Raw genomic sequence first — 22890 nt, 5'->3', positions numbered from 1 at the left:
CTTCACCAGCTGATTGTCCACGGTGTCCAGGCTCTCGCTGGTTTCCGTCAAAAACTCCCGCAACAGATCATCCATGAGCTACGCCTTACTGACCTGGATCTGGACTCGACGCCCGAGCCGCGCTTGGCATGAACGGAAGTCCCCGCCTTGGATCGTTAGACATCCCCTTTCACGGTCCCGTTAATTTCATCCTCCGTGCTAATACGGATATTGAAGACAAGTTTGCCGTTCGACCGCATACGACAGCGCTTTTCGGCAAAACCGGCACCACGCCGCAACGGCGAGACGCGTGAGGTGAACGTGCCGATAACAGCGGGACCAGGCGCGCGGGAAAGCCGTGCTCGTGAAGGACGATATGCGCGGTCTTCGCGGAATTGGATCGAGCCGCCTGCAAATCCGGGGCGGTGCCGCCACTTTCGCCTGGTGCTTTGCCGGGATACGCAAGACCCGCATTTGCGGTAAACGAACCGTTACCGGCGTCCACCGCGACCGGTGTCGGCGCTAACCCAGGCGCGCGGCCGAGGCGAGGTCGCCGTGGGGACGGTGCTCCGCCAGGCAATCGGTGATGGCGGCGAGCAGCGCGTGCGGCGTGAACGGCTTGCGCAGACACCGCGCCGCACCGAGCTCCAGCGCCATCCGCAGGAAATCGGGAGCTGGCGAATTCAGATTTGCGAACGCGTAGCCCGACATCGCAATCAGCGGAACGGCCGGCGCCCGCTCGTGAAAGATCCTGACCGATTCGAACCCGCGCATGTGCGGCATGAAGATATCGATGATCATCAGATCGAACTGCTCGTGTTCGAGCGCGCGAAGTCCGGCTTCTCCTCCTTCGGCGATCGTCACCCGAAAATCGTTGCGCTGGAGATAGACCTCGATGGCCATGCAGACCATCGGGTCGTCGTCGACGACGAGAATGTGGCGCAGACCTTCTGTCCCCGTTTGAGCTTCCCGATTTGGCGATTCAATAATTGAACCGTGGCGCACGCCGTGCTCCTTTGCTCGAGAAATGGACTGTTGAGAACGTGCTTGGCGGATCGGGGAAGACGATGGACGCGAATCTGCGGCCACGCGGCGCCAAGGTTCGAAGCAATGTTTGAGGACGGCAGCCACTCGTCCGACCAACGGGGGTGCACGGATCGACCGGCGTCCGATGGCAGTGCGGATGCAATGCTTCCGCCTCATGAAGGCCCCCTTGCCGCTTTTACCTGCGCAACCCTTGCAGGTTGCCGCGCAGGCTTATGGGCGAATCAGCGTGCCATTCTCATTTCCGCCGCAAATGCACCGGCCGTCTGCCCCCCAACGGGTATACGCGGAGCGACACAACCATTATAATACACTTTGTTGCCGCGCAACTGAATGACGAAGCGGGCGCGGCGCAGATCACTTCGAAAATGCACCGGATCCAACCATGACCGCGACCATCCTCCAAACCGATGCGCCAGCCGACAATCTGGATCTGCTGGGTTCCCGGATCGGTACCGGGGAAATGGTCAGGGAATCTGTCTTGGGAAGGGCGGCGTCGCTGCGGCGATCGCCGATCGGACATCTTGTCTCAATTGCCAATATATCCCGGCGAGAACATGATGGAACTTGGCCGGGCGGCAAGCAGTTTCGCGTGCTGCGGCCCGCTGGTCCGGAAGACGGGAGGCTACTTTGGAAACGATGGCGCGTTCCTCCAACGGTTTCCTGTCCGCGCTGTCGGCAGACGATTACGAATTGATCCGTCCGCACCTGCGTACGGGCGACCTGCCGCATGAGGCGGTGCTGGTCGAGACCGGCGAAACGCTCAAGCGCGCCTACTTTCCCCATCGTGGCGTCATCTCGCTGGTGGTGGAGCTCGCCAGGGGCGAGCACGTGCAAGTCGCCATGATCGGCCGCGACAGCCTGCTCGGAACGCTCTCGACCATGGGCGATGCCTGCGCACTGAACACGGCCATCGTGCTGGTTCCCGGCTCCGCCTCGATGATGGACCTCGACCGGCTGCGCGTCGCGGCCGACCAGAGCGGCACCCTGCGGACATTGCTTACGCGTCACGGGCTGGCGGTCTACGCGCAGGTGCAGCAGACCGCCGGGTGCAACGCCGCCCATCCGGTGGAGGCGCGGCTGTCGCGCTGCCTGCTGCACACCCATGACCTCTCCGGCGACTACCGGCTGCTGCTGACCCAGGAGGCGATGGCGCAGATGATCGGCGCTCGGCGGAACAGCGTGTCGCTGGTCGCCAATACCTTGCAGCAGGCGAATTTCATTCACTACAGCCGCGGACACATCCAGATCCTCAACCTGGACGGCCTGCGCCAGACGGCGTGCGAATGCTACGCCACCGTGAAGGCGCAGTATGACCGGCTGCTCGGCCCGCGCTGACTGGTGCTGCGGCGTGGTAAACCGCCCGCTAATTCCGGCCCGCAAACACGGATTGTCCTGCTACCGGAACTGAAATCCGGATGCCGTAGACACGCAACGTGCCGCGCGCGCCTGTACGAGCCGGCGGCAAACGAACCGTGATCAAGGCAGGCCAAACCATGTTCGAAGTCACCGTCGCGCCGGCGCAGACAGCGCTTGATGCCGAGCCCGCGCGCGAGCCGGGCGCGTATCAGGCGCTGGTGCGCGAGATCGGCGAGGACGGCGCTTGCGAAGTGCGCGACGTGTTCTGGAGCGACACCTGCGCGCGCCTGCAATTGCTCCGCACGCTCGCGCTCGCGCAGCATCACGGCAGGATCGCGCGCGAAGCGCATTCGCTGAAGAGCGCGGCCGGGACGTTCGGCTATGTCCGGCTCGCGGCGCTGGCGCTGCGGCTGGAGAAGACCGCGGAGAGGCTCGGCGACGCCGGATTTCACGACCTCCTGGACCTGATGGATGCGGCCTATGCCGCCGGGCGCGCGCAGGAGCCGGAGCGCTGACGCGCTCGCTCGAAAACGCCGTAACCACTCACGCGTGCATGCCCGCCGTACTTCTACGGCTTGGGATTTTCACAGATGGCTAATCATAGGCAGCGATAGTCGCCGGAAACCAGGAGGGTTTCCATGTTCACCTACGAGACCGCGGACCAGAAAGAAGTTCGTCGCTTCCGCATCGCACAGTTCAACGGCCGGATGGCGACGGTGGCCGCTGGCGAGGAGACGGTGACCGGCTTCGTGCGCTCGGTGCTGGAGCAGGAATCGAGCATGCCGCCCCGCTGGACCATCACGATCATTCCCAACGCGCCGAAGGAAGAGCTCAAGCCGCTGCGGCCCTCGTCGCGCACGCGTCCCTTCGCCGAAGATTATTTCTGAGCGCGATCGGAGCCGCGGGTCGTTCTCGAGAAATCTCTCACGCGTCGCCCTCACCGCTGGCGAGCGGTCCGCCGAGGCAAGAGCCTTCAATCGATCGAATGCAGCAGCGCCGCACGGACGAGGTCCGCCGTGTTGCGCGCGCCGAGCTTCCGCATCGCCTCGGCGCGATGGCTCTCGAAGGTGCGCGGGCTGATCTGCATCCGAAGCGCACCCTGCTTGTTCGAATATCCCTCGCTGATCAGCCTCAGCACCTCGCGCTCGCGCTTGGTCAGCCGCTTCTGGCCTGACAGGCCGAGCATTTCGGAGCTCGGCAGGCGCTGCGGCTGTGGTGCGCGCGCGAGCTTCGATTCGGCGTCCTCGGCCCTGGACGCGTTCGGCAGGCCACCCGTGGGAGAACCGGCAAGCTGTTTGACGAGGCCACAAACCCGCTCGGTCTGCACCAGCGCATTCTCCACGACCCGCTGCAAATAGGCACGGTCGCCCGTCACCGGCGCGAGCTGATCGCTGTGATGCTTGATCTCGCCCATGTAGAGCAGGAGCGCCGTGAGGGGACCGTTGAGCTCGCGAGCGATGGCGGCGGCCATTTCGTCGGCGGCCTTGGCGCGGGCGGCGTTCAGGCGGACGACATCGAGCTCTTCAATTGGAGCGGCGTTGCTTTCGTACCATCCCGACGGCCGCGAATCAGTGGCCGTATCATTCTGTGACCCCATGTCACTCGTTTAGCGGAACCCGACGCGATCTGTAGTTAACTTTTTGCTCCGTAAGACTACGGTGAATTTGGCAGTTTTGTGCCGAAACGCCGGCGCAGGCACACTTTATGCTTGAGTAAAGGCGCCCCTCGACATTCTCAGGTTGCCGAATCTGCCCAAATGATGGGCGGACGACCCGAAGCCTTCTTAACGATCCGATCGGCGCCGATTACCTGCGGACCCGGATTTTACGGATATATTAACGGCGGCTTGCTTCTCTATGTCGCAATTGAGAGCGCGCAAATGCCTCCATGCATGGGGCCGGTCGGCCTGCTGGAATCGTTGCGGAAGATTGCGTGCCATGAACGACATCGACCAGCTATCGAACTTCCTGCAGAAGCTGACGCCGCTGTCGCGCAGCTGCCTGCTCAGCGAGCTCGAACGGCTTGAGCTGTGCGGCATCGACATGCCGGGCTCATCCGACCTCCAATCGCGGCTGCGCGCCGAATTTCGCAAGGACGGATCGAGCCAGGCGCGCGCCACCAGTCCATCGCGCCATTTCTTTGCGCCGCTCGAGCTGCTTCTGATCGACGGCGCGCCCGAGCATGCCAATATGGGGCGGATCTCGCGCAACACCCTCACCCCGATCTGGGAGTGGATCTGCCGCGACCTGCTGCCGACCATGGCGCGCGACTACATCAAGGCGATCAGCGACCAGGTCGCCGCCAACAACCAGAAGGAAGTGCAAAAGATCGCATCGACCTTCCAGATCAAGGTCGTCAAGGTTCTCGAGAGCACCCTCGCATCGGCGGAGAGCACCGAGTTCGCGCGCGGCAAGCTCGCGCAATATACGGCATCGCGCACCGCCTTCGACGACGTGAAGAAGATGCAGCATGTGCTGCGCGCCGGCGCCGCGCTGCCGAAGTTCAGCGAAAAGCTGCCCGAGAAGATCGCGAAATTCGACGACGGCACGGTCGATCAGATCACCGCACGATTGGACGCCTTCAAGAAGGCCCATCCCGAGGCGCTGCCGTTCGCGCTCACGCTGGTGGCCAAGCGGCTGAGGACGTTCTGGCAATTGGTGCGCCTTGCCACCAAGGCCGCAGCGAGCAAGAGCGCCGCCGATGTCGCCGCCACGCCCTATGCCTGCGTCGTTCACATGGTGCTCGACCAGCTCGACGACAGGCGCCTCGCCTTGCGCATCGCGCTCCGGCACAACCGGGTGCTGATCGCGCGCGACCTGCTCGCCGAGATCTACGACACCGAATATGCGCTCAAGGTGCGGATCGACGGCATCGAGCAGTGCGAATGGGGCATTCGGCTCCAGCAATTGATGGACGCGATCGCGACGCTGGTGTCCGCCGAGGTGAGCCGCTTCCCCTCCAATGTCGGCCACATTCTCGGCTCGCGCCGGCTGCGCAGCCACGACACGCTCGGTGGAAAGCTGTCCTATCTGGCCTGGAAGGGACGCGATGTGATCGAGGACGGCGCGGCCGCGTTGCGCAAGCTGATCGGCCAAACCTGATCCCGCGCTAATGCGCGCGCGGCAGGCACAGGAAGCGATCGAGAAATCGCCCTGACAGCACGAACCTGAACCACCAATACATTATTCGCCGCGACGTCATTGCTGCGATCCTCGACAGCCCACCACCGGCTGCCCAGAGCAATAGCGCACGTGCAGCAATCCGCTTGTGATGTGCTTCACATTGGCGCCAGCGCGCACCGACGCATTGTCGCAGAACCGTCACGAGCGAGCCGGGAAAATGCGCGCATGGCGCGCAATTGAGGCGCTCCATTATTCAATTGGGCGAGGCGCGCGCGGCTTGGTCCAATAGCAGGACAGCGCGCGCGCATGCAGCCTTACTGCACGTCGCGAAATCTCCCGTGATTGTCGCAACCCTGCGCCCGATGGGCGGGCAGGCGTAAAAACTTCTCGAACGAGACCCAGACAATTTTAGACATGATGGGTGCTTTAACGTTACCCAGATAATTCGACAATCGACTGAAGCCTTCCATATTTGAAACTGCTCACGTCGCTAACACACCGGCACGGAACGGGAGTGCTTGCGATGAACGACGAAATTGTAGAACTCGCCGAACGAAGGCCGAAGACCTTCGGACGGCGAAAGATGAAGCCGCGCGCCTGCGTGGCCGACGGCAAGCGCCATCTGCGCGCGTTTCTCGCGGAAGTGCTGGAGGATCTCGGCTTCGTCACCACCGAATGCGCCAGCGCCGAGGAGCTGCAGAGCGTGCTGACGAGCGGATTGCCCGACCTGATCCTGCTCGGCATCGCTGCCGACGGCATCGAGCCCGGAAAATTTCTGGAGACGCTGGTGCGCGAGGCCTTCGACGGCAGGGTTCTGACCGTGGGCGCCCGCGAGTCGATCATCGTCAGGGCCGTGCAGCAGGTCGGCGAGGAATACGGCCTCAAGATGCTGCCGCCGCTGACCACGCCCTTTGCCGCGGAGACGCTGCGCGACCGCGTCGCGATGCTGTTGCCGGAGGAGCCGGCGCCGAGCCCGGCCGTGCATGTCGGCGAGGCCTTGCACGCCGGCTGGCTCGAGCTCTGGTACCAGCCCAAGATCGACGCGCGCACGCTGATCCGCAATAGCGCAGAGGCGCTGGTGCGGATGCGGCATCCGACTTGGGGCGTGGTGCCGCCGGCCTATTTCATCCCCGAAGAGCACGACCCGAATCTGCGCGACCTCTCCGAATTCGTGATCGAGCGCGCCATGCAGGACTGGCACTATCTGCTGGAGCAGCAGAGCCCGGTCGATCTCGCGATCAACTTGCCGGCGTCATATCTGAAGGAGCCGCAGGCCGTGCGCGATCTCTGCCGCCGCATGCCGACGCATCCGGCGTTCGGCGGGCTGACGATCGAGATCGACAGCGAGGAGGCGATCCGCGACCTCGATCTCCTGGTCGAGGTCGCCCGCGAACTGCGCCTGCACAATATCGGCCTGTCGGTCGACAATCTCGGCGCCAACTGGCCGTCGCTGATGGACTTGGGCAAAATTCCCTTCATCAAGCTGAAGGCCGACCGGCACTTCGTCACCGGCAGCGGCACTGATCGTCTCAAGCGCACCGTGTGCCGTCACATCGTCGAGCTTTCGCATGGCTACGGCGTGCGCGCCGTCGCCGAGGGCGTCGAGAGCCGCGCCGACCTGGTCGCAGCCAACGAGCTCGGCTTCGACCTCGTGCAGGGTTTTCTGTTCGGCAAGCCGATGCCGCTGAAGAAGTTTGCGCGGAGCACCCTGACGCGGACGGTGATGGGGTGATGTCCTGCGCGGGCGGCGGATTACGCCGTTGCCGCGCAACCATCCGTCGCCGCGCGCATGGAGTTCGCTTCTCCGTTCGGGCTGCGTGCCTCGACCTGTTCGACGTGAAGCGCGAAGCCGGTCGCACCGGAATGCTCAAGTCCCGCGCGGAGCTGCATGCTCGGAATCAGGTAATCGCCGCCATTCTGGCGCCGGTAAGGAATCGGCGATGTCGTCGCAAGCGTTTTCATCCTCTCGCGCAAACGTTCGGCGGCTGCCTGGAAGCCGGCTTCGTCCAGTTTGTCGGCCTTGTACACAACGAACGGCGGAAGCACGTCATATCCCGGATAATAGAGGATGCCGTGATTGATCGGGAACAGCAGGTCGTCGATCGGCCCGTTGATCCCGCGCGCCGAATAATGCTCCTGCCAGCCGCCGGCCGTCACGATCAGCATCGCGCGTTTGCCCGCTAGTCTGCCTTCGCCGTAACGGTCGCCCCACCGCTTGTCGCTGTGCTCGCCGACGCCATACGCGAAGCCGTAGGCGAACACGCGGTCGACCCAGCCCTTGAGGATGGCCGGCATGCTGAACCACCACAGCGGGAATTGCAGGATCAGGACGTCCGCCCACAGCAGCTTCTCGATCTCGGCCTTGACGTCCGCGGTGAGTGTGCCCGACTCGAACGCCTGCTTGGAGGCGGCGGCCGGCGCCAGCCGCGCGTCCGGCGGCAGCAGCGGAAAGTCGGCGCGGCCGACCTCGGATGTCCAGCCCTGGGCGTAAAGGTCCGACACCCGCACCTCGTGTCCCTCAGCCTCGAGTTCTCTGACAGCGACGTCGCGGAGCGAGCCATTGAGGGAACGCGGTTCGGGATGAGCGAAGACGACCAACACTTTCATGATCAGCTCCTTGGTTGATGATTTCGAGCCATCAGGTAGCGTGCACGGCTGCAATTCGGTAGTTGTCGCCAATGGATAGGATCCTGCCGAAATATGGATAGATCGGACGTCACGCTCGAACGCATGCGCAGCTTCGTGCGGGTTGCCGAGCGCGGAAGCCTGTCCGCGGTCGCACGCGAGCTTGGTCTCGGCCAGTCGACAGTGACGCGGCATCTTCGGGAACTGGAGCAGGCCGTCGGCGTGCCGCTGCTCACGCGGACTACACGTAGCGTGACGATGACGGAGGAGGGGCGCCGCTACTACGCCGACTGCGTGCAGATCCTGCGCCTGGTCGAACTGGCGGGCGACGAGGCGCGCAGCACGCGCGGCGCGCCTGCCGGAACGGTGCGCGTCTCCTGCACCGCGGCCTTCGGCGTGCTCCATATCAGTCGTTTGGTGTTCGCGTTCCAGGACCGCTATCCGGATGTGGCGGTGGATCTCAGCCTGACCGACGAGCGGATCGACCTTGTGCGGGAAGGTGTCGATATTGCGCTGCGTCTGGGGCCGCTCACCGACAGCTCGATGAAGCTCAGGCTGCTGGGTCAGTCGCGGCGGGTGCTCGTGGCCGCACCGGACTATCTGGCTTCGCGCGGCAGGCCCACGCGGCCGCAAGATCTCGCCGACCACGAGGGTGTCAGGATGTCCAACATCGCCGGCAGCGACGTGCTCGTGCTGCACGGGCGGCGCGGCGGCCGCCATGTGGTCCCGTTCGCAGGGCGGCTGCGGGTAGATCACGGGCTTGCCGCACGCGAGGCGCTCGCGGCCGGTCGTGGCATTGCGCCGGCCCATCTTTGGCTCGTCGACGACCTTCTTGCCTCCGGCCGACTCGAGCGCGTGCTTCCGGACTACGCGCCGCCTTCCGTTCCGCTCAACATGCTGATCGTACCGGAGCGGTCCAGCATCGCGCGGGTACGGCTGCTGATCGACTTTCTCGCCAAGGAAATCGCGAGGCTGCCCGGGATTGAAAAGCCGCAGCCGGGCAAGACGTAAGGCCACGTACTGCGGCCTCAGGCAAACCGCCGCGCGAAGAACACGCAGGCGACCACCAGCGCGGTCGCGACGACCATGCTCCAGGCAACCGGTTCGTGCAGAAGCAGACCTGCAAGCGCGAGGCCGAAGAACGGCTGCAGCTGCTGCAACTGGCCGACGCGCGCGATGCCGCCGATCGCAAGGCCGCGATACCAGAAGATGAAGCCGACGAACATGCTGAAGATCGAGACATAGGCGAGCCCGATCCAGGCGGGCACACTGACGCCGCTCCACGTCGACGGCCAGCTCCAGATCGCGACCGGCACCATCAGCGGCAGCGACAGCAGCAGCGCCCAGGAGATCACCTGCCAGCCGCCGAGCCGGCGCGACAGCGCGGCGCCTTCGGCATAGCCGAGCCCGCACAGCACGATCGCCGCGACCATCAGCAGATCGCCGGTGAGCGATGCGGTGCCGTCGTTGGACAGCGCAAAGCCGGCGACCGTGGCGCTGCCCAGAATAGCGAACAGCCAGAACATCGGCTGCGGCCGCTCGCCGCCGCGCAGCACGCCGAAGATCGCAGTCGACAGCGGCAAGAGCCCGATGAAGACGATCGAATGCGCCGAGGTGATGTGCTGGAGCGCGAGCGCCGTCAGCAAGGGAAAACCGACCACGACGCCGATGGCGACGATGACGAGCGAGACGAGATCCTTGCGCTGCGGCCGCGCCTGACGGAGCAGGCCGAGCACGGCCACACCGATCAGCGCCGCGATGACCGCGCGCGCCGAGGTCAGGAACAGCGCGGAAAACCCGCCGACCGCCATGCGCGTCGCCGGCAGCGAGCCGCTGAAGATGATGACGCCGAGAAGCCCGTTGCCCCAGCCGCTGCCGCTGCCGCTGCCGCTGCCGCTGCCGGAAGATTGCATGCCCGTCTCGTGTTGTGGGTGGTGATCCCAACTGGAGAGGCCAGCCGGGGTGGCGACGATTACTCTTAAGCCTTCCGGGGCCCAACAACAAAAAGCGCGAAAACAACCCCATGCACAGTAGCCGGGGGCTGCAAGATCAATGGCTTACGCGGGGAGGAATTGCGGGATGCGGCAGCGACCGTGGTGTCGGCGGTCTCGGACAACGTCGCGCGCCGTTTGACTCGTCGGGCAACACAGGAGCAGAATAATATCATGGCGGGATGTCGCCGCCGTTGGATTCAGATCAGCCAGATATTTAGAACCGTCGTCACTCCCGTAAACAACAGGTGCTCGGGCGCCCTGCCGCGGCTCCCATTTTGGGCCCCCGCCCGCCAACACGATCGATGAAGTGACCTTCATTTTTTCAGCCATCCCGGAGCCGCCGGAGTGCAATTTCCTGCGCTAAGTGAGGGCCGACTGCACACGTGAGAAGTAAATGTGCTCGGTTGCATCCGCCAAGTCCTGCGGACGCATCCCACGATACTGGGTGCCAAGTTCGGCGTTAACCCGATCATAGATGTTGTATGGCTCAAGCTCTCTGGCTGAGATCAGGATGGCTCTCCTACGGAACCTCTCGTTTAGACCGGCCGCCAAGGCGATCTCCTCTTGAGAAAAAGGCGAGAGTCTTGCCAACAAGATAAAGGTGTCAAATCGCTTCGGGATTGCGTCGGCAACGGCCCGCAAGTTCTTGATATCGTCTTGATCGATACGATCCCCTTCGTCCTTACATTCTCCGACGATGAATATCGGCGCGTCCGGAAACGATTGCGCATAGATGCCGACAAAATCGGTCTCACACTCTGGTAGGCCGGCGCCGTTGACGGGCTTAAGATCATATGAAGGCGCCAGCAAAATTCGCCCAGCGATACCTCGTAAGTTAACTGACAACTGTTGTAGCAATAGTGCGACAGGTATCGCACCCTGTGTATTCTTCTCAATTCCAAGGATACCTGTCCGTCGGTAGGAAAAATCCGCGTTCACTAATTGACGAGAGAAATCGTGAGAGTTGCCGCACAATTCGCAAGTATTGTGTTGCTTGAGATTGTCTAAGGTATGCCAGCTCGGCAGATTGCAGCTCGGGCAAGTCAAATCGACGCCGATGCGAAATAGGCCTTTTGCAACTAAATGTTCTAATACCATTATTTGGGTGAGCGGACCTGAAGGCCGAGGCTCAATGAACAACCTTTCATGATCAGAGAACCTCGCACCTGTAGCATGGTCAGTTCTCCCAATCGCTTGCAGAGCTGCACTTTTTGAGAATGTCGCGTTTGGCCCGTACGTTTTTATGAGCCGTCGCACACCGGGAATTTTGAACGCACGACAACCGTCATAGCCGCCCATTCGGGCTACAAGTTGTCGCGTCATCAGACCGCTATTGCTCGGCTTGGCGCTGAGGTTAGCGAGCTTAAAGATGCTCTCTATGAGTTCTGATACGCGCAGTGCGCGAAGCGTGAGATCATTATCGGCCGCATCGACGATGACTGCCACGCGATCGGGTTCTACTCGCATTTTACGGAAGTCAAAGTACATCGCCCGCGAAGCCATCTCGTTTAGCTCGGGCACATATGGAGGAGTGAATATATGCTGCTCGTCAACGGCACTGTAGATGCTGAGAGAAGCAATTAGGTGTTGAGTGTAGAACCATGGATCACTGCTGAACGGTTTTTCGTTTAGCGAAAAAGCGACACTCGGCCGGTCAATACTCTTGCTCACTACTCCCAGCGCGGATGCATCGCCCAGTATCATCATTGGCGGAACGACGTTTAGTCCATTCCATAACTCGGGTACGGCCTTGGAGAACGTTCGCACCTCATCACCCAACGCTGCGCGCGCTGCATCAAAAATTTGCTGATTTCGGGCCCAAACCGCCAAATGTTGAAACGGTTCGGGTTCATGAGCAACCCGAGCTAGAAAGTCAGCCTTGTAGCCAGAAAGAATGCGCTCGTAGCGATGAATGTGGGCTAGATCGACAAACAGCAAGGGAACATCGGCAGCGCGCAGGTTCCAGAACGCTACAAGGTCTTCGGTGTTCGACACATCCCCAGCATAGAAGCCGGGGTGCTCCCGCCCAGCCCGCACACTATGGTGCCGGTAAAGACCGTAGCGATTTAAGTGAGCTACACTAGTTCGCGCGAAAAGTGCGTCCGAGACGGGCGCGGTTGCATCGATCGCGAAATCAACCGCCATTGTAGCTCGATGGATAATGGATGCGTAATCAATATCTACTTCGTCAGGAGTTGGGAACGAACCGAACTGAAAGAGCCACCCGTCTGCGAGAGGATCGGCCTCGTCCCAAACTATTCGGAGAAAGCCACGATCGGTGACTGACTTCCAATCTGGCTGCTGGCTCCAGTAGGCGAGCGCATTTTGAACGTCGAGAAGATATGATCGCGATTGTCCCTGCTCGCGATCTATGAACAGCTCGTCTCCAAAGAATGGATTTATCAGGTGGGAGAATTCATCTCTCAAGGTCTGCAGCTGAGGCTGCTGGCCCAGGACGACGATGTGATCAACTCGGAAAACTTCGATTAGACGCCTAGCTTCTTCCGGCCGATCCCCAAATACAATTGGATTATGCCTCCCGCCCCAAAAAGCATTACTCAGCCGAACAGCGCGACGGACGGCTTCAATGTCTCCGGAATGAACGACCCATGCGATGCGCATTGGACGATAGCAAATATTTACCTTGCAGGTTTCCATGAGAAGGATTCCGAACGATCAGAGAAGAACTAAGAGCAAAACCGCTGCATTCATGGGGGACGAAGCTGTCGGCAGGCAATGATATTGGGCCGCCTTTGGAGGCGCCGGCAATCATGATTGATCGGCCTGACCCAGCTTTTTCTCTAGTTGGAAGGCGATTTCAAAACCAAGGATCAATTTCAAGTGGAATTGAGAGTACGACAACGGGGCGTCACGGTCCCAGTCTGGCGCGTAATCGTCCATTTCAGCATGGAGAAAGAAACGCGATCGATCATGCCGCTGGTCTTTCGCGCTCATCGATCTTCGGAAGATTGGATACCGGCCGCGATTCTTCCGTCGCCATGCGCGTTCGGCGATTCCAATTCGTGCTACAGAGCTCTTCCGCTTTTCCCGAGCGTCACCGGATATGTCGATGACATCGACATTGTTGTCTTTTGCGGAGAGTGAACCACACCCGAAACTTAGGAAGGTCGCCTTCGCGCCCGCGTTGGGGGTTTTTCAACGGGCGCGGGCATTCCCACGAATAGCTAAACAATAACAGTGAGATTGCATTGGCGGAGAGGGAGGGATTCGAACCCCCGATAGGCTTGCACCTATGCCGCATTTCGAGTGCGGTGCATTCGACCACTCTGCCACCTCTCCTGAAGGCGCCAAGTAAGGAGCATGGCCCCTGTGGTTGGGGCGTTAATAGGCGAGGATGGCGGGCCAGACAAGGCTTGCGAGGGCGAAAATCCGCTGCCTGTTTCGGCCCGGCCGCCCCTTCCCGGCACGAACGCGAGGGAAAGGCGGCCCATTGCCGGTTTGACGCGTATTTGTCGGGCGCGAGGTGGAGTCCGATTCGCGACCCCCAATGCGGAGACACCCTCTCCCCGCCCTCCCGGCATCCGCCTTCGCCCGAAGGCGGGCTTCGGCGAGACAAGCGCGGGGGAGGGAGCGCACCACCGGTTGGGGCGGGCACTGAGATTCATCGCATGTTCGAAAAAAAGGGTGGGACCGCCAGACGCGGTAAACACTGGCGGTCCCGTGCCGCTCATTGAAATACTGGCTGGGAAGGGCGGCTTCGCCGGCCAGGTGAGGCGACGGTTCCGACCGTAGCGTGCGGCCCGTGCACCGCAACGCAATCCGGTCCTTAACCTAACCAGTCAAGGTTACTCCTTGTCGCTCTTGGCTTTTTTCTTCCCGTTGCCCGTGGAATCCCCGTCTTTGCCGTTATCTTTGTCTTTGCCGTTGTCCTTGCGGCGGTTGGTGAAGCGGGCATTGCCGAGACCGGTGCCGATGGTGAGCACGCCCCAGCGATCGACATCCTGCATGAACGGCACCTCGGAGAGGCCCTGAACCACGCCGTCATTGTGCATCAGGATCGCGGTGTCGTGCTCGCCGATGGAAGGGATGCCCTCGAGCAGGCTCGCCGGCAGGTTGAACTTGCTGCTCTCCCAATTGCCCGGCAGGTTCTGCGCGCCTTTCTCGATCGAGCCGTCCGCGTTGATCACGCCGGGACAGGCAATGCCGATGAACGGCGCCAGCTTGAAGCCTTCCTTCTCGGCCTCGGTGATCAGCCCCTTCAGCATCTTGGTGAGCCGCTTCACCGCGCCTTCGCGCGTCGGCTCGTCGTCGGCATGACGCCACAGCTCGGACTTCACGACCTTGGCTTTCGACAGGTCTTTCGCCTTTTTCCAGCTGGTCTCCACCAGGCCGCAGCGGATGTTGGTGCCGCCGATATCGACGGCGAGGATGCTGTCATGGGCTTCGAAGATCCATGACGGCGCCAGATGCAGCGCGCCGATCAGGCCGGCCTCATCGGGATGATGGCGGATCGGCACCATGTCGATCTTGAAATCCTCGGCCATGAGGATGATCTCGGTGCGCGCGATCGCGAGCTCGCCGAGCCGGGAATCGCGGAAACCGCCGCCGACCACGATGCGCTCGGTCTTGGCCCAGGCCTTGGACTTGAGGAAGCGGCGGGTGACGTAAGCGAGCTCCTGGGCGAAGTCCTCGATGGCGCTATGCACCACCGCCCAGGCCTCGGTGTCGTCGCCGACCAGGATGGCGTCCAGCGTCTTCTTGCTGATCTCGTCCGACGGCTCCTTGCCGAACGGGTCCTCGCCTGACTTGCGCAGCGGCTTGCGCCAGCGCTCGAGGATCTCCCTGAACGCGCCCTTGCTGGCGCGGTCGCCGATGAAGCCGTCCTCGTCCTTCATCTCGATGTTGAAGCTGTCGATATCCACCGAGGGCAGCCGCTCCGCGCCGTGATGGGCGATGCCCGTCGTCGTCTTGACCAGCTCGTCTGTTGCCATGGTAAGCCCCTTGCCCGTGTGACTGAATTCGCCGGGACAACGGCGGGGGAACCCGTTGGTTGCGGCGCGGGCCGAAATTCGCCTGCGGGCCGGATCGGGCCTAAATGCTTCAAATCCGGGGCGTTTTCACCGGCTTTTCCTTGACTCCGTGCTGTCAGCGGCTATAAATCCCGCAACCGGCGCGGGGCGTTTCTCGCGCCGCTTGTTTTTGCGTGGGTTTTCAAAGGGATAACTCCCGCCCGCACAAAACTCGCATAAACCCATAACGACTGACAAAAAGCCGGCCCCGACAATATGTCGCGAGGCCGGGAATGAACACGAAGGAAAACAACGATGTTCGCAGTCATCAAAACCGGCGGCCGGCAGTACCGCGTCGTTCCGGATGATGTCCTGGAAGTAGGCAAGATCGAAGGCGAAGTCGGCTCGATCGTGCAGCTCAATGAAGTTCTCCTGGTCGGCGGCGACACGCCGATCCTGGGTCTGCCCGCGGTCGCGGGCGCCTCCGTCGCGGTCGAGGTGCTCGACCACAAGCGCGGTCCCAAGGTCATCGCTTTCAAGAAGCGCCGCCGCAAGAACTCGCGCCGCAAGCGCGGCTATCGCGACGAGATCACCGTGCTGCGCATCTCGGAGATCCTGACGGACGGCGCCAAGCCCACCAAGGGGCCGCGTCCGAAGCGGGAGAAGGTCGCCAAGCCGGAGACCACGACCGAAGAGGCCGCCGCATAATTTGATCACGCGCCATCACGAAGTGATGCGTGAGAAATTGTGAAATGATTCCGTCAAGGAATTGATCTAGAAATACTCAGGATTTCGGAGACGAGCCATGGCTCACAAAAAAGCAGGCGGTTCATCGCGCAACGGTCGCGATTCCAAGGGCAAGCGCCTCGGTATCAAGGCGTTCGGCGGGGAAGTCGTGATTCCCGGCAACATCATTGCGCGTCAGCGCGGCACCACCTGGCATCCCGGCCTTAATGTCGGCATGGGCACGGACCACACCTTGTTCGCCAAGGTCGAGGGCCGCGTAACGTTCCAGGCCAAAGCCAACGGCCGCACCTTCATCTCGGTGCTCCCGCTCGCAGAGGCGGCTGAATAGACGGTGGATCAAATTTGGAGTCCGCCGGGTCCCAGACCGAACCGGCGGAGTCCTTGAGATCAAAAGAGATCGAAGGCTCCAGGGGAGGCGGGAAACCGGCCTCCCCTTTCGTTTGCGTGCTCACTTTTCACTTTAGTGACTTCGACGGAGCCGGACATGTTGCAGGATTTTTCGAGCGTGACCTTGCGGGAGGCGAGACCGAGCGTCGTCGCCACCGAGCGGCTGACCTTGCGGCGGCCGACCCTCGCCGACGTCAGGACCATCGCCCTCCTCGCCAACGATCCCCGCGTCGCCGAAAACACAAGGCGCCTCCCGCATCCCTATTCGCAGGACGACGCCGTCGCCTTCATCCGCGCCACCGCTGCGCCCGGCGGCGAGACCGTGTTCCTGATCGAGCATGACAGCGGGCCCATCGGCATGGTCGGCATCGACCGCTCGACACCCGGCAATGCCGAGCTCGGCTATTGGCTCGGCGTCGAGCATTGGGGCCGCGGCTTTGCCACCGAGGCCGCACGCGGCGCGATCGACTTCTTCTTCGAGGAGTTCGAGGACGATCATCTCTATGCGGGCGCGCGCGTCACCAACCCGGCGTCGCGCAACGTGCTGGAGAAGTGCGGCTTCCAGTGGAGCGGCGTCCAGCTGCATCGCTTCCTGGCGCTGGGCTCGTCGACGCCGGTCGACTGCTTCCGTCTGTCACGCGGCGTGTGGGCGTCGCTGAAGAGCTGGAGCAGTGCGCGGCGGGTGAGGTAGGCGGAGGCGGCGCTACGTTCTCCGCCGTCGTCCCGGCGCAGGCCGGGACCCATAACCACAGGGAGTAGGTGGGCGAAGACTCGGAGTGAGAGTCTTAGCATCAGCAACAGTCGGGGTTATGGGTCCCGGCCTCCGCCGGGACGACACCGTGATTGTGACTACGCCGGCGGATTCACATCCGCGTCCCCACGCCCGAGATCGCGCTCACGCAAGTAAATATAGAACCCGGCGCCGATGATGATGGCGGCGCCGACGATGGTGGCGATTTCGGGCACGTCGCCGAACACGACGAAGCCGAAGATCACCGCCCAGACGATCATCGAATATTGATAGGGCACGACGACGCTGGCCGGCGCGAGCTTGAGCGAGCGGTTGACGCAGAACAGCGCCGTGACCGAGACGCATCCCGCCAGCGCGAAGATCACGAGGCTGCCCGGTGTCGGCGGCACCCAGTGGAACGCTGACAGCACCGCACCCAGCAAGAACGTGCCGACGAATTGCGACGACGCCATCACGATGTCGGGCGTCTTGCGCAGGCTGCGGGTGATCAGCATCAGCGTTGCGAAGGAAAGACTGCCGCCAAGCGCGATCAGCGCCGGCAGGCTCACGGTCTGTGCCGACGGCCGCAGCGCGATCAGGACGCCGCAGAAGCCGATCAGGATCGCCGTCCAGCGCCGCCAGCCGACCTTCTCGCCGAGAAAGATCGCCGACATCGCGGTGACGAAAATGGGCCCCGCGAGATAGTAGGTGATGACGTCGGCGAGCGGCAGATAGACCGTCGCAAGGAAGAAGGCCGCCACTTCCAGCGTCGATAGCACGACCCGAAACAGCTGCAGCCACGGCCGCTCCAGCTGCAGGAATTCATGACGCTGCCGCCAGACCAGCGGCGACAGCAGCAGCAGCGCCGCGCAGGCGCGCAGGAACAGCAGCTGCCCCACCGAATAAGTCCCGACCAGGAACTTGCCCATGGCATCGCCGAACGAGAACATGAAGATCGACAGCACCATGAGCGCAATCCCGGCCAGCCGCGCCGAGCGTTCGTCATAGGCCGAGAGATTCTTGAAGAGGGGCATTGCTGTCGTTCGTGGAAACTCGTCATTGCGAGGAGCTCTTGCGACGAAGCAATCCAGACTGTTGCCGCGGAGACAGTCTGGATTGCTTCGCTTCGCTCGCAATGACGAGCGGAGAGAGCGTCGGAACGGCGACCAGAGTCGCTTGCGGTCGTTTTAATGACGTGAGCGCCCGCGACAAGCCCACGCCAGACGAATTGAACGGATTGCCGCACTCTTCGCGTCGCGGTAGCGATAGGCGCCACCCGAACAAAAGAGCCAGGAAAGGGCTTAGCCATGACCGACTTCGACCCGGCCCGGCATCGCATGATCCCCGCGCAACGCTGGTTTGAGGATTTCGTGGTCGGCGAGCGCTTCGTGCTGCCGAGCCGCACGCAGACGACGGCGGTGTTCGCGGCGTTCCAGACCGCGAGCGGCGACACGCATCCGGTGCATTACGATGTGGAGTATTGCCGCAGCCGGGGCATGCCGCATCTGCTCGCCCACGGTTTCCAGACGCTGATCCACACCGCACCCGGCGCGGGCCTGTTTCCGTTCATGGTCGAGGACTCCCTGGTCGGCTTCCTCGAGCAATCCAGCCGGTTCCTCAAACCAGTGTTCGCCGACGACACAATCTATCCCGCGCTCGAGGTCATCGAGCTGGTGCCGGGACGCTCGACCGGCACGGTGACGCTCAAAAGCACCGTGTTCAACCAGCGCAAGGAGCTGGTGCTGGAGGGCACGCAGAAATTCCTGATCCGGCGCCGGCCCAACTAACGTCGTCCCGGGGTTAAGCACGCCCCAAAATCGCGGAATTCGGCCGATTTGCGGGTCTATCCGGGTTGCCGCGCGGGACCGGCTGGCCTACCTATGGCCCATGAAATTCCTTGACGAAGCAAAGGTCTATATCCGCTCCGGCGACGGCGGAAACGGCTGCGTGGCGTTCCGCCGCGAAAAATTCATCGAATTCGGCGGTCCCTCCGGCGGCAATGGCGGCCGCGGCGGCAATGTCATCATCGAGGTCGCCGACGGGCTGAACACGCTGATCGACTATCGCTACCAGCAGCACTTCAAGGCCCAGAAGGGCGAGAACGGCTCGGGCTCCGACCGCCACGGCGCCAACGGCAAGTCGATCGTGCTGAAGGTCCCCCTGGGCACGCAGATCTTCGACGAAGATCGCGAGACCATGATCCACGATTTCACCACGGTCGGCGAAAAATTCGTGCTGGCCGAAGGCGGCAATGGCGGCTTCGGCAACGCCCATTTCAAGACCTCGACCAACCGCGCGCCGCGCAATGCCAATCCCGGCCAGCCCGGCGAGGAGCGCTGGATCTGGCTGCGGCTGAAGCTGATCGCGGATGCCGGCCTCGTCGGCCTGCCCAATGCCGGCAAATCGACCTTCCTCGCCAAGGTCAGCGCGGCCAAGCCGAAGATCGCCGACTATCCCTTCACCACGCTGCATCCGCAGCTCGGCGTCGTGAATGCCGACGGGCGCGAATTCGTGCTGGCCGACATCCCCGGCCTGATCGAGGGCGCGCATGAAGGCGTCGGTCTCGGCGACCGCTTCCTCGCCCATGTCGAGCGTTGCCGCGTGCTGCTGCATCTCATCGATGCGACCTGCGAGCACGCCGGCAAGGCCTACAAGACCGTGCGAACCGAGCTGGACGCCTATGCCGGGCAGCTCACCGACAAGATCGAGATCGTCGCGCTGAACAAGATCGACGCGGTCGAGCCGGACGAGTTGAAGAAGCAGAAGGAGCGGCTGAAGCGCGCCGCCAAGAAGACGCCGCTGCTGCTCTCCGCCGTCACCGGCGACGGCGTGCAGGAAGCGCTGCGCGCCCTGGCGGATGTGATCGGCGAGAGCCCGGTGTCTGCGAAAGCGAAGAGCGCGGCCGAAGCGGAGCCGTGGTCGGTCTGATTCGTCGTCCCGGCGAAGGCCGGGACCCATAGCCACAGGCAGAGTTTTGGCGGAGACTCGTGGCTCGGTACTCCCGCCGACCACGATCGATAAATCACGCGGTATGGGTCCCGGCCTTCGCCGGGACGACACTGGAATGTACGGCCGCAGACGCGTGCATCGCTGATACTTGTCATCGCGACCGCGATGTCGCAGCATCGGCCAATCAAGACACGGCAGGGATGATTGATGGCGCGCGCGAAGAACGTTCTCTGGATCATGTGCGACCAGCTTCGCTACGACTATCTCGGCTGCACCGGCCATCCCCGGCTTAAGACACCGAACATCGACGCCATGGCGAAGCGCGGCGTGCTGTTCAGCAAGGCCTATGTGCAGTCGCCGATCTGCGGTCCCTCGCGGATGTCGTTCTACACCGGGCGCTACATGCGCTCGCACGGCTCGCACTGGAACGGCTGGCCCTTGCGCGTCGGCGAGCCCACCCTCGGCGACCACCTCAAGAAGCTCGGCGTGCGCAACGTGCTGGTGGGCAAGACCCACATGGCGCCCGATCTCGAAGGCATGAAGGCGCTCGGCATCCCGCCGGAATCGATGATCGGCGTGCACGTCGCCGAATGCGGGTTCGAGCCCTATGAGCGCGACGACGGCCTGCATCCGACTGGGCGACCGCGTCCGAAGTACGACGAATATCTGCGCCAGCAGGGTTTCGATGCGCCCAATCCCTGGGAGCATTGGGCAAATTCCGGCGCGGCCGAGGACGGCTCGCTCCAGAACGGCTGGCTGCTCGTGCATGCCGACAAGGCCGCGCGCGTGCCGGACGAGCATTCCGAGACACCCTACATGACGCGGCGCGCGATGGACTTCATCCGCGAAGCGGAGACCGACGGCAGGCCATGGTGCCTGCATCTGTCCTACATCAAGCCGCACTGGCCCTACATCGCGCCAGAGCCTTACGCCAGCATGTATTCGACATCAGACATGATCCCGGTGATCCGCTCCGAGCGCGAGCGGCAGAATCCGCATCCGGTGTTCGGCGCCTATATGGACATGCGCTACTCCCGCAACATGGCGCGCGACGATGCCCGCGAGAAGGTGATCCCGACCTATATGGGCCTGATCACCCAGATCGACGACCAGATGGGCGTGCTGATGAAATTTCTGGAGGAGCGCGATCTGCTGGACACCACCATGATCGTGTTCACCTCCGATCACGGCGACTATCTCGGCGATCACTGGATGGGCGAGAAGGACCTGTTCCACGAACAGTCGGCAAAGATCCCCCTAATTATCATCGATCCCTCCAAGGAAGCCGACGCCACGCGCGGCACGCGCAGCGATGCACTGGTCGAAGCCATCGATCTCGCACCGACCTTCGTGGATTATTTCGGCGGCAAGGTGCCGGGCCACATCCTCGAGGGACGCTCGCTGCTGCCGCTGCTGCGCGGCGAGAGCCCGCCGGATTGGCGCAAGGTGGCGTTCTCCGAATACGACTATGTCATGCAGGACGTGCGGCTGAAGCTGAACCAGCCGATCGAGCGCTGCCGCCTGTTCATGGTGTTCGACGGCCGCTGGAAATACATCCACGCCTCAGGCTTCCGCCCGATGCTGTATGACCTCGAAAGCGATCCGGAAGAGTTTCTGGATCGCGGCGACGACCCTGAGTGCGCCGGCATCATCGCGCGACTGCAGGCCGAATTGTTCGACTGGGCGCTGCATCCCAACGACCACATCACGACCTCGCGCGAGAAGATCGCCGCCTACGCCGACAACCAGCTCCAGGTGAAGGGCGGCATCCTGATCGGCATCTGGGATGAAGCGGAGCTGGCGTCGATCAAGGACGGCATCGCGCAGCGCGCGAAGCTGTGAGTTGCTCTCCGCAAGTCTGCAACAGCGATAAAATCGAACATTCATCCACGCCGTCATTGCGAGCGCAGCGAAGCAATCCAGATTTTTTCGCGGGGAGATTCTGGATTGCTTCGTCGCAAGAGCTCCTCGCAATGACGGAGGAGAGACTCAATTCTCGATCTTGTATCCCGTCGCCTTCACGATCGGCTGCCAGAACGCGGTGTTCGCGGCGAGCTCCTTGGTCAGACCTTCCGCGCTGCTGCCGACCGGGATCAGCCCGATCGCGGTGAGCTTCTCCTTCACCTCGGGCTTGGCGAGCGCGGCGCTTGCGGCCGCGCCCAGCTTGCTTGCGAATTCCGGCGAGCTGCCGGCGGGAAGCCACATGCCGTACCAGGCGTCGGCAACGAGATCGATGCCGCTCTCCTTCAGCGTCGGGACTTCCGGAGCGAACGGTGAACGTTCGGCGCTCGCGACCGCAATGATCTTCACGCCCTTGGCACGATGCTGCGGCAGCGCATCGGCCAACGTGACGATGCCGAACGAGACATGACCGCCGATGATGTCGTTGAGGATGGGCGCGCTGCCCCGATACGGCACGCGCGTCATGGCAATGCCGAGGTCCTTCTCGAGCTTGGAGCCCATGAAATGCGGGATGGTGCCGTTGCTTGGCACGCCGAACGACGCCTTGTCCGGATGCGCCTTCAGCCAGGCGACAAATCCCTTGAAATCCGCGGCATCGATCGTCGGACTGATCACGACGGCGAACTCAAACCGCGCCAGCAGCGAGACCGGGACGAAATCCTTTGCGGTATCGAAGCTCGGGGTCGTCTCCACCATCGGCAGCAGGTACATCGTGGGCCCGGTGGTCACCAGCACCATGCTGCCGTCCGGGCTGCCCCCCTTCACCGCCTTGATGCCGATCAGGCCGTCACCGCCGGTGCGGTTCTCGACCACCATTGTCCGCTGCAGCGCCGGCGCCATCTCCTGCGCGATCAGCCGGCACAGCGTGTCGCCGCCCGCTCCCGCCGCGAACGGGAAGATCATTTTTGTCAGCCCGGCCTGAGCTTGCGCCTCGGCCGCCTGCACCAGCAACGGCAACCCGAGGCATCCGGCGATGAAGTTGCGGCGATCCATTGGTTTCCTCTTTGAGCCTATTATGGTTG

The 22890-nt window shown here is 62.6% G+C and carries 21 protein-coding genes and 1 tRNA gene; 12 read left to right on the top strand and 10 right to left on the bottom strand.

Annotated features, from left to right (window positions below; genetic code table 11):
- Positions 1 to 501: 501 nt before the first annotated feature.
- Positions 502 to 924 (bottom strand): response regulator, encoded by a 423-nt coding sequence (locus AC0L20_RS26385; RefSeq protein ID WP_197031107.1) that lies wholly within the window; start codon positions 922 to 924, stop codon positions 502 to 504.
- A 738-nt stretch (positions 925 to 1662) separates the two neighbouring features.
- Here AC0L20_RS26385 and AC0L20_RS26380 point away from each other — a divergent pair.
- The 3 genes from AC0L20_RS26380 to AC0L20_RS26370 all read left to right on the top strand — a co-directional run bounded on the left by AC0L20_RS26380 (position 1663) and on the right by AC0L20_RS26370 (position 3269).
- Complete coding sequence (locus AC0L20_RS26380) at positions 1663 to 2361, top strand: Crp/Fnr family transcriptional regulator (RefSeq protein WP_473293651.1); 699 nt, start codon at positions 1663 to 1665, stop codon at positions 2359 to 2361.
- 158 nt (positions 2362 to 2519) lie between these two features.
- A complete protein-coding gene (locus AC0L20_RS26375; protein ID WP_473293650.1) occupies positions 2520 to 2897 on the top strand; it encodes an Hpt domain-containing protein in 378 nt (125 codons plus the stop codon).
- A gap of 123 nt (positions 2898 to 3020) precedes the next feature.
- Complete coding sequence (locus tag AC0L20_RS26370; RefSeq protein WP_027566442.1) at positions 3021 to 3269, top strand: hypothetical protein; 249 nt, start codon at positions 3021 to 3023, stop codon at positions 3267 to 3269.
- Positions 3270 to 3355: 86 nt separating this feature from the next.
- Here AC0L20_RS26370 and AC0L20_RS26365 read toward each other — a convergent pair whose 3' ends face one another.
- Entirely contained in the window at positions 3356 to 3979 is a 624-nt protein-coding gene (locus AC0L20_RS26365) for a helix-turn-helix transcriptional regulator (RefSeq protein ID WP_473293649.1), read from the bottom strand.
- Positions 3980 to 4319: 340 nt separating this feature from the next.
- Here AC0L20_RS26365 and AC0L20_RS26360 point away from each other — a divergent pair, with 340 nt between their 5' ends.
- Both AC0L20_RS26360 and AC0L20_RS26355 read left to right on the top strand, forming a co-directional pair.
- Positions 4320 to 5483, top strand: coding sequence for a hypothetical protein (locus AC0L20_RS26360; protein WP_473293648.1), 1164 nt, complete (start codon positions 4320 to 4322; stop codon positions 5481 to 5483).
- A 544-nt stretch (positions 5484 to 6027) separates the two neighbouring features.
- Entirely contained in the window at positions 6028 to 7236 is a 1209-nt protein-coding gene (locus AC0L20_RS26355) for an EAL domain-containing protein (protein ID WP_473293647.1), read from the top strand.
- A 20-nt stretch (positions 7237 to 7256) separates the two neighbouring features.
- On the opposite strand, the gene AC0L20_RS26350 is transcribed toward AC0L20_RS26355, so the two are convergent.
- Positions 7257 to 8111: an NAD(P)H-dependent oxidoreductase gene (locus tag AC0L20_RS26350; protein ID WP_473293646.1), complete on the bottom strand. Its 855-nt coding sequence runs from the start codon at positions 8109 to 8111 to the stop codon at positions 7257 to 7259.
- A gap of 93 nt (positions 8112 to 8204) precedes the next feature.
- Here AC0L20_RS26350 and AC0L20_RS26345 point away from each other — a divergent pair, with 93 nt between their 5' ends.
- Positions 8205 to 9140 (top strand): LysR family transcriptional regulator, encoded by a 936-nt coding sequence (locus AC0L20_RS26345; RefSeq protein WP_473293645.1) that lies wholly within the window; start codon positions 8205 to 8207, stop codon positions 9138 to 9140.
- Between the two features lie 17 nt (positions 9141 to 9157).
- Here AC0L20_RS26345 and AC0L20_RS26340 read toward each other — a convergent pair whose 3' ends face one another.
- The 5 genes from AC0L20_RS26340 to AC0L20_RS26320 all read right to left on the bottom strand — a co-directional run bounded on the left by AC0L20_RS26340 (position 9158) and on the right by AC0L20_RS26320 (position 15075).
- Positions 9158 to 10042, bottom strand: coding sequence for a DMT family transporter (locus AC0L20_RS26340; protein WP_473293644.1), 885 nt, complete (start codon positions 10040 to 10042; stop codon positions 9158 to 9160).
- A 441-nt stretch (positions 10043 to 10483) separates the two neighbouring features.
- On the bottom strand, positions 10484 to 12781 hold the full coding sequence (locus tag AC0L20_RS26335; RefSeq protein ID WP_473293643.1) for a hypothetical protein: 2298 nt from the start codon (positions 12779 to 12781) through the stop codon (positions 10484 to 10486).
- A gap of 111 nt (positions 12782 to 12892) precedes the next feature.
- On the bottom strand, positions 12893 to 13078 hold the full coding sequence (locus tag AC0L20_RS26330; protein ID WP_473293642.1) for a hypothetical protein: 186 nt from the start codon (positions 13076 to 13078) through the stop codon (positions 12893 to 12895).
- Between the two features lie 255 nt (positions 13079 to 13333).
- Positions 13334 to 13423, bottom strand: a tRNA-Ser gene (locus tag AC0L20_RS26325).
- Positions 13424 to 13929: 506 nt separating this feature from the next.
- Entirely contained in the window at positions 13930 to 15075 is a 1146-nt protein-coding gene (locus AC0L20_RS26320) for an ROK family protein (RefSeq protein ID WP_473293641.1), read from the bottom strand.
- A 333-nt stretch (positions 15076 to 15408) separates the two neighbouring features.
- On the opposite strand from AC0L20_RS26320, the gene rplU reads away from it, so the two are divergent.
- The 3 genes from rplU (at position 15409) to AC0L20_RS26305 (ending at position 16918) form a co-directional block, all read left to right on the top strand.
- Positions 15409 to 15801, top strand: coding sequence for a 50S ribosomal protein L21 (gene rplU / locus AC0L20_RS26315; protein ID WP_473293640.1), 393 nt, complete (start codon positions 15409 to 15411; stop codon positions 15799 to 15801).
- Positions 15802 to 15898: 97 nt separating this feature from the next.
- Positions 15899 to 16168 (top strand): 50S ribosomal protein L27, encoded by a 270-nt coding sequence (gene rpmA, locus AC0L20_RS26310; RefSeq protein ID WP_007598923.1) that lies wholly within the window; start codon positions 15899 to 15901, stop codon positions 16166 to 16168.
- A gap of 156 nt (positions 16169 to 16324) precedes the next feature.
- A complete protein-coding gene (locus tag AC0L20_RS26305) occupies positions 16325 to 16918 on the top strand; it encodes a GNAT family N-acetyltransferase (RefSeq protein WP_473293639.1) in 594 nt (197 codons plus the stop codon).
- 158 nt (positions 16919 to 17076) lie between these two features.
- On the opposite strand, the gene AC0L20_RS26300 is transcribed toward AC0L20_RS26305, so the two are convergent.
- Positions 17077 to 17991, bottom strand: a complete 915-nt coding sequence (locus tag AC0L20_RS26300) for a DMT family transporter (RefSeq protein ID WP_473293638.1) — start codon at positions 17989 to 17991, stop codon at positions 17077 to 17079.
- Positions 17992 to 18264: 273 nt separating this feature from the next.
- Between AC0L20_RS26300 and AC0L20_RS26295 the strand changes: the two genes are divergently transcribed.
- The 3 genes from AC0L20_RS26295 (at position 18265) to AC0L20_RS26285 (ending at position 21748) form a co-directional block, all read left to right on the top strand.
- Positions 18265 to 18744: a MaoC family dehydratase gene (locus AC0L20_RS26295; protein WP_473293637.1), complete on the top strand. Its 480-nt coding sequence runs from the start codon at positions 18265 to 18267 to the stop codon at positions 18742 to 18744.
- A gap of 100 nt (positions 18745 to 18844) precedes the next feature.
- Positions 18845 to 19885: a GTPase ObgE gene (gene obgE, locus AC0L20_RS26290; RefSeq protein WP_027566428.1), complete on the top strand. Its 1041-nt coding sequence runs from the start codon at positions 18845 to 18847 to the stop codon at positions 19883 to 19885.
- A 228-nt stretch (positions 19886 to 20113) separates the two neighbouring features.
- Positions 20114 to 21748, top strand: coding sequence for an alkaline phosphatase family protein (locus tag AC0L20_RS26285; RefSeq protein ID WP_473293636.1), 1635 nt, complete (start codon positions 20114 to 20116; stop codon positions 21746 to 21748).
- 147 nt (positions 21749 to 21895) lie between these two features.
- Here the strand turns inward: AC0L20_RS26285 and AC0L20_RS26280 are convergent, their stop codons facing one another.
- Positions 21896 to 22861 carry a Bug family tripartite tricarboxylate transporter substrate binding protein gene (locus tag AC0L20_RS26280; protein ID WP_473293635.1) on the bottom strand — a complete coding sequence of 322 codons (966 nt, stop codon included), beginning with the start codon at positions 22859 to 22861 and terminating at the stop codon, positions 21896 to 21898.
- Positions 22862 to 22890: the final 29 nt, after the last annotated feature.

It is taken from the genome of Bradyrhizobium sp. Kon58, assembly GCF_055807455.1.
Note: the sequence above shows the minus strand (reverse complement) of the source record. Positions and strands in the feature narration are given on the sequence as shown.

Bases quoted from the DNA above. Each gene is read 5' to 3' on its own strand.
- AC0L20_RS26380 (WP_473293651.1), top strand. From the start codon at position 1,663: ATGGCGCGTTCCTCCAACGGTTTCCTGTCCGCGCTGTCGGCAGACGAT.
- AC0L20_RS26375 (WP_473293650.1), top strand. From the start codon at position 2,520: ATGTTCGAAGTCACCGTCGCGCCGGCGCAGACAGCGCTTGATGCCGAG.
- AC0L20_RS26370 (WP_027566442.1), top strand. From the start codon at position 3,021: ATGTTCACCTACGAGACCGCGGACCAGAAAGAAGTTCGTCGCTTCCGC.
- AC0L20_RS26365 (WP_473293649.1), bottom strand. From the start codon at position 3,979: ATGGGGTCACAGAATGATACGGCCACTGATTCGCGGCCGTCGGGATGG.
- AC0L20_RS26360 (WP_473293648.1), top strand. From the start codon at position 4,320: ATGAACGACATCGACCAGCTATCGAACTTCCTGCAGAAGCTGACGCCG.
- AC0L20_RS26355 (WP_473293647.1), top strand. From the start codon at position 6,028: ATGAACGACGAAATTGTAGAACTCGCCGAACGAAGGCCGAAGACCTTC.
- AC0L20_RS26350 (WP_473293646.1), bottom strand. From the start codon at position 8,111: ATGAAAGTGTTGGTCGTCTTCGCTCATCCCGAACCGCGTTCCCTCAAT.
- AC0L20_RS26345 (WP_473293645.1), top strand. From the start codon at position 8,205: ATGGATAGATCGGACGTCACGCTCGAACGCATGCGCAGCTTCGTGCGG.
- AC0L20_RS26340 (WP_473293644.1), bottom strand. From the start codon at position 10,042: ATGCAATCTTCCGGCAGCGGCAGCGGCAGCGGCAGCGGCAGCGGCTGG.
- AC0L20_RS26335 (WP_473293643.1), bottom strand. From the start codon at position 12,781: ATGGAAACCTGCAAGGTAAATATTTGCTATCGTCCAATGCGCATCGCA.
- AC0L20_RS26330 (WP_473293642.1), bottom strand. From the start codon at position 13,078: ATGAGCGCGAAAGACCAGCGGCATGATCGATCGCGTTTCTTTCTCCAT.
- AC0L20_RS26320 (WP_473293641.1), bottom strand. From the start codon at position 15,075: ATGGCAACAGACGAGCTGGTCAAGACGACGACGGGCATCGCCCATCAC.
- rplU (WP_473293640.1), top strand. From the start codon at position 15,409: ATGTTCGCAGTCATCAAAACCGGCGGCCGGCAGTACCGCGTCGTTCCG.
- rpmA (WP_007598923.1), top strand. From the start codon at position 15,899: ATGGCTCACAAAAAAGCAGGCGGTTCATCGCGCAACGGTCGCGATTCC.
- AC0L20_RS26305 (WP_473293639.1), top strand. From the start codon at position 16,325: ATGTTGCAGGATTTTTCGAGCGTGACCTTGCGGGAGGCGAGACCGAGC.
- AC0L20_RS26300 (WP_473293638.1), bottom strand. From the start codon at position 17,991: ATGCCCCTCTTCAAGAATCTCTCGGCCTATGACGAACGCTCGGCGCGG.
- AC0L20_RS26295 (WP_473293637.1), top strand. From the start codon at position 18,265: ATGACCGACTTCGACCCGGCCCGGCATCGCATGATCCCCGCGCAACGC.
- obgE (WP_027566428.1), top strand. From the start codon at position 18,845: ATGAAATTCCTTGACGAAGCAAAGGTCTATATCCGCTCCGGCGACGGC.
- AC0L20_RS26285 (WP_473293636.1), top strand. From the start codon at position 20,114: ATGGCGCGCGCGAAGAACGTTCTCTGGATCATGTGCGACCAGCTTCGC.
- AC0L20_RS26280 (WP_473293635.1), bottom strand. From the start codon at position 22,861: ATGGATCGCCGCAACTTCATCGCCGGATGCCTCGGGTTGCCGTTGCTG.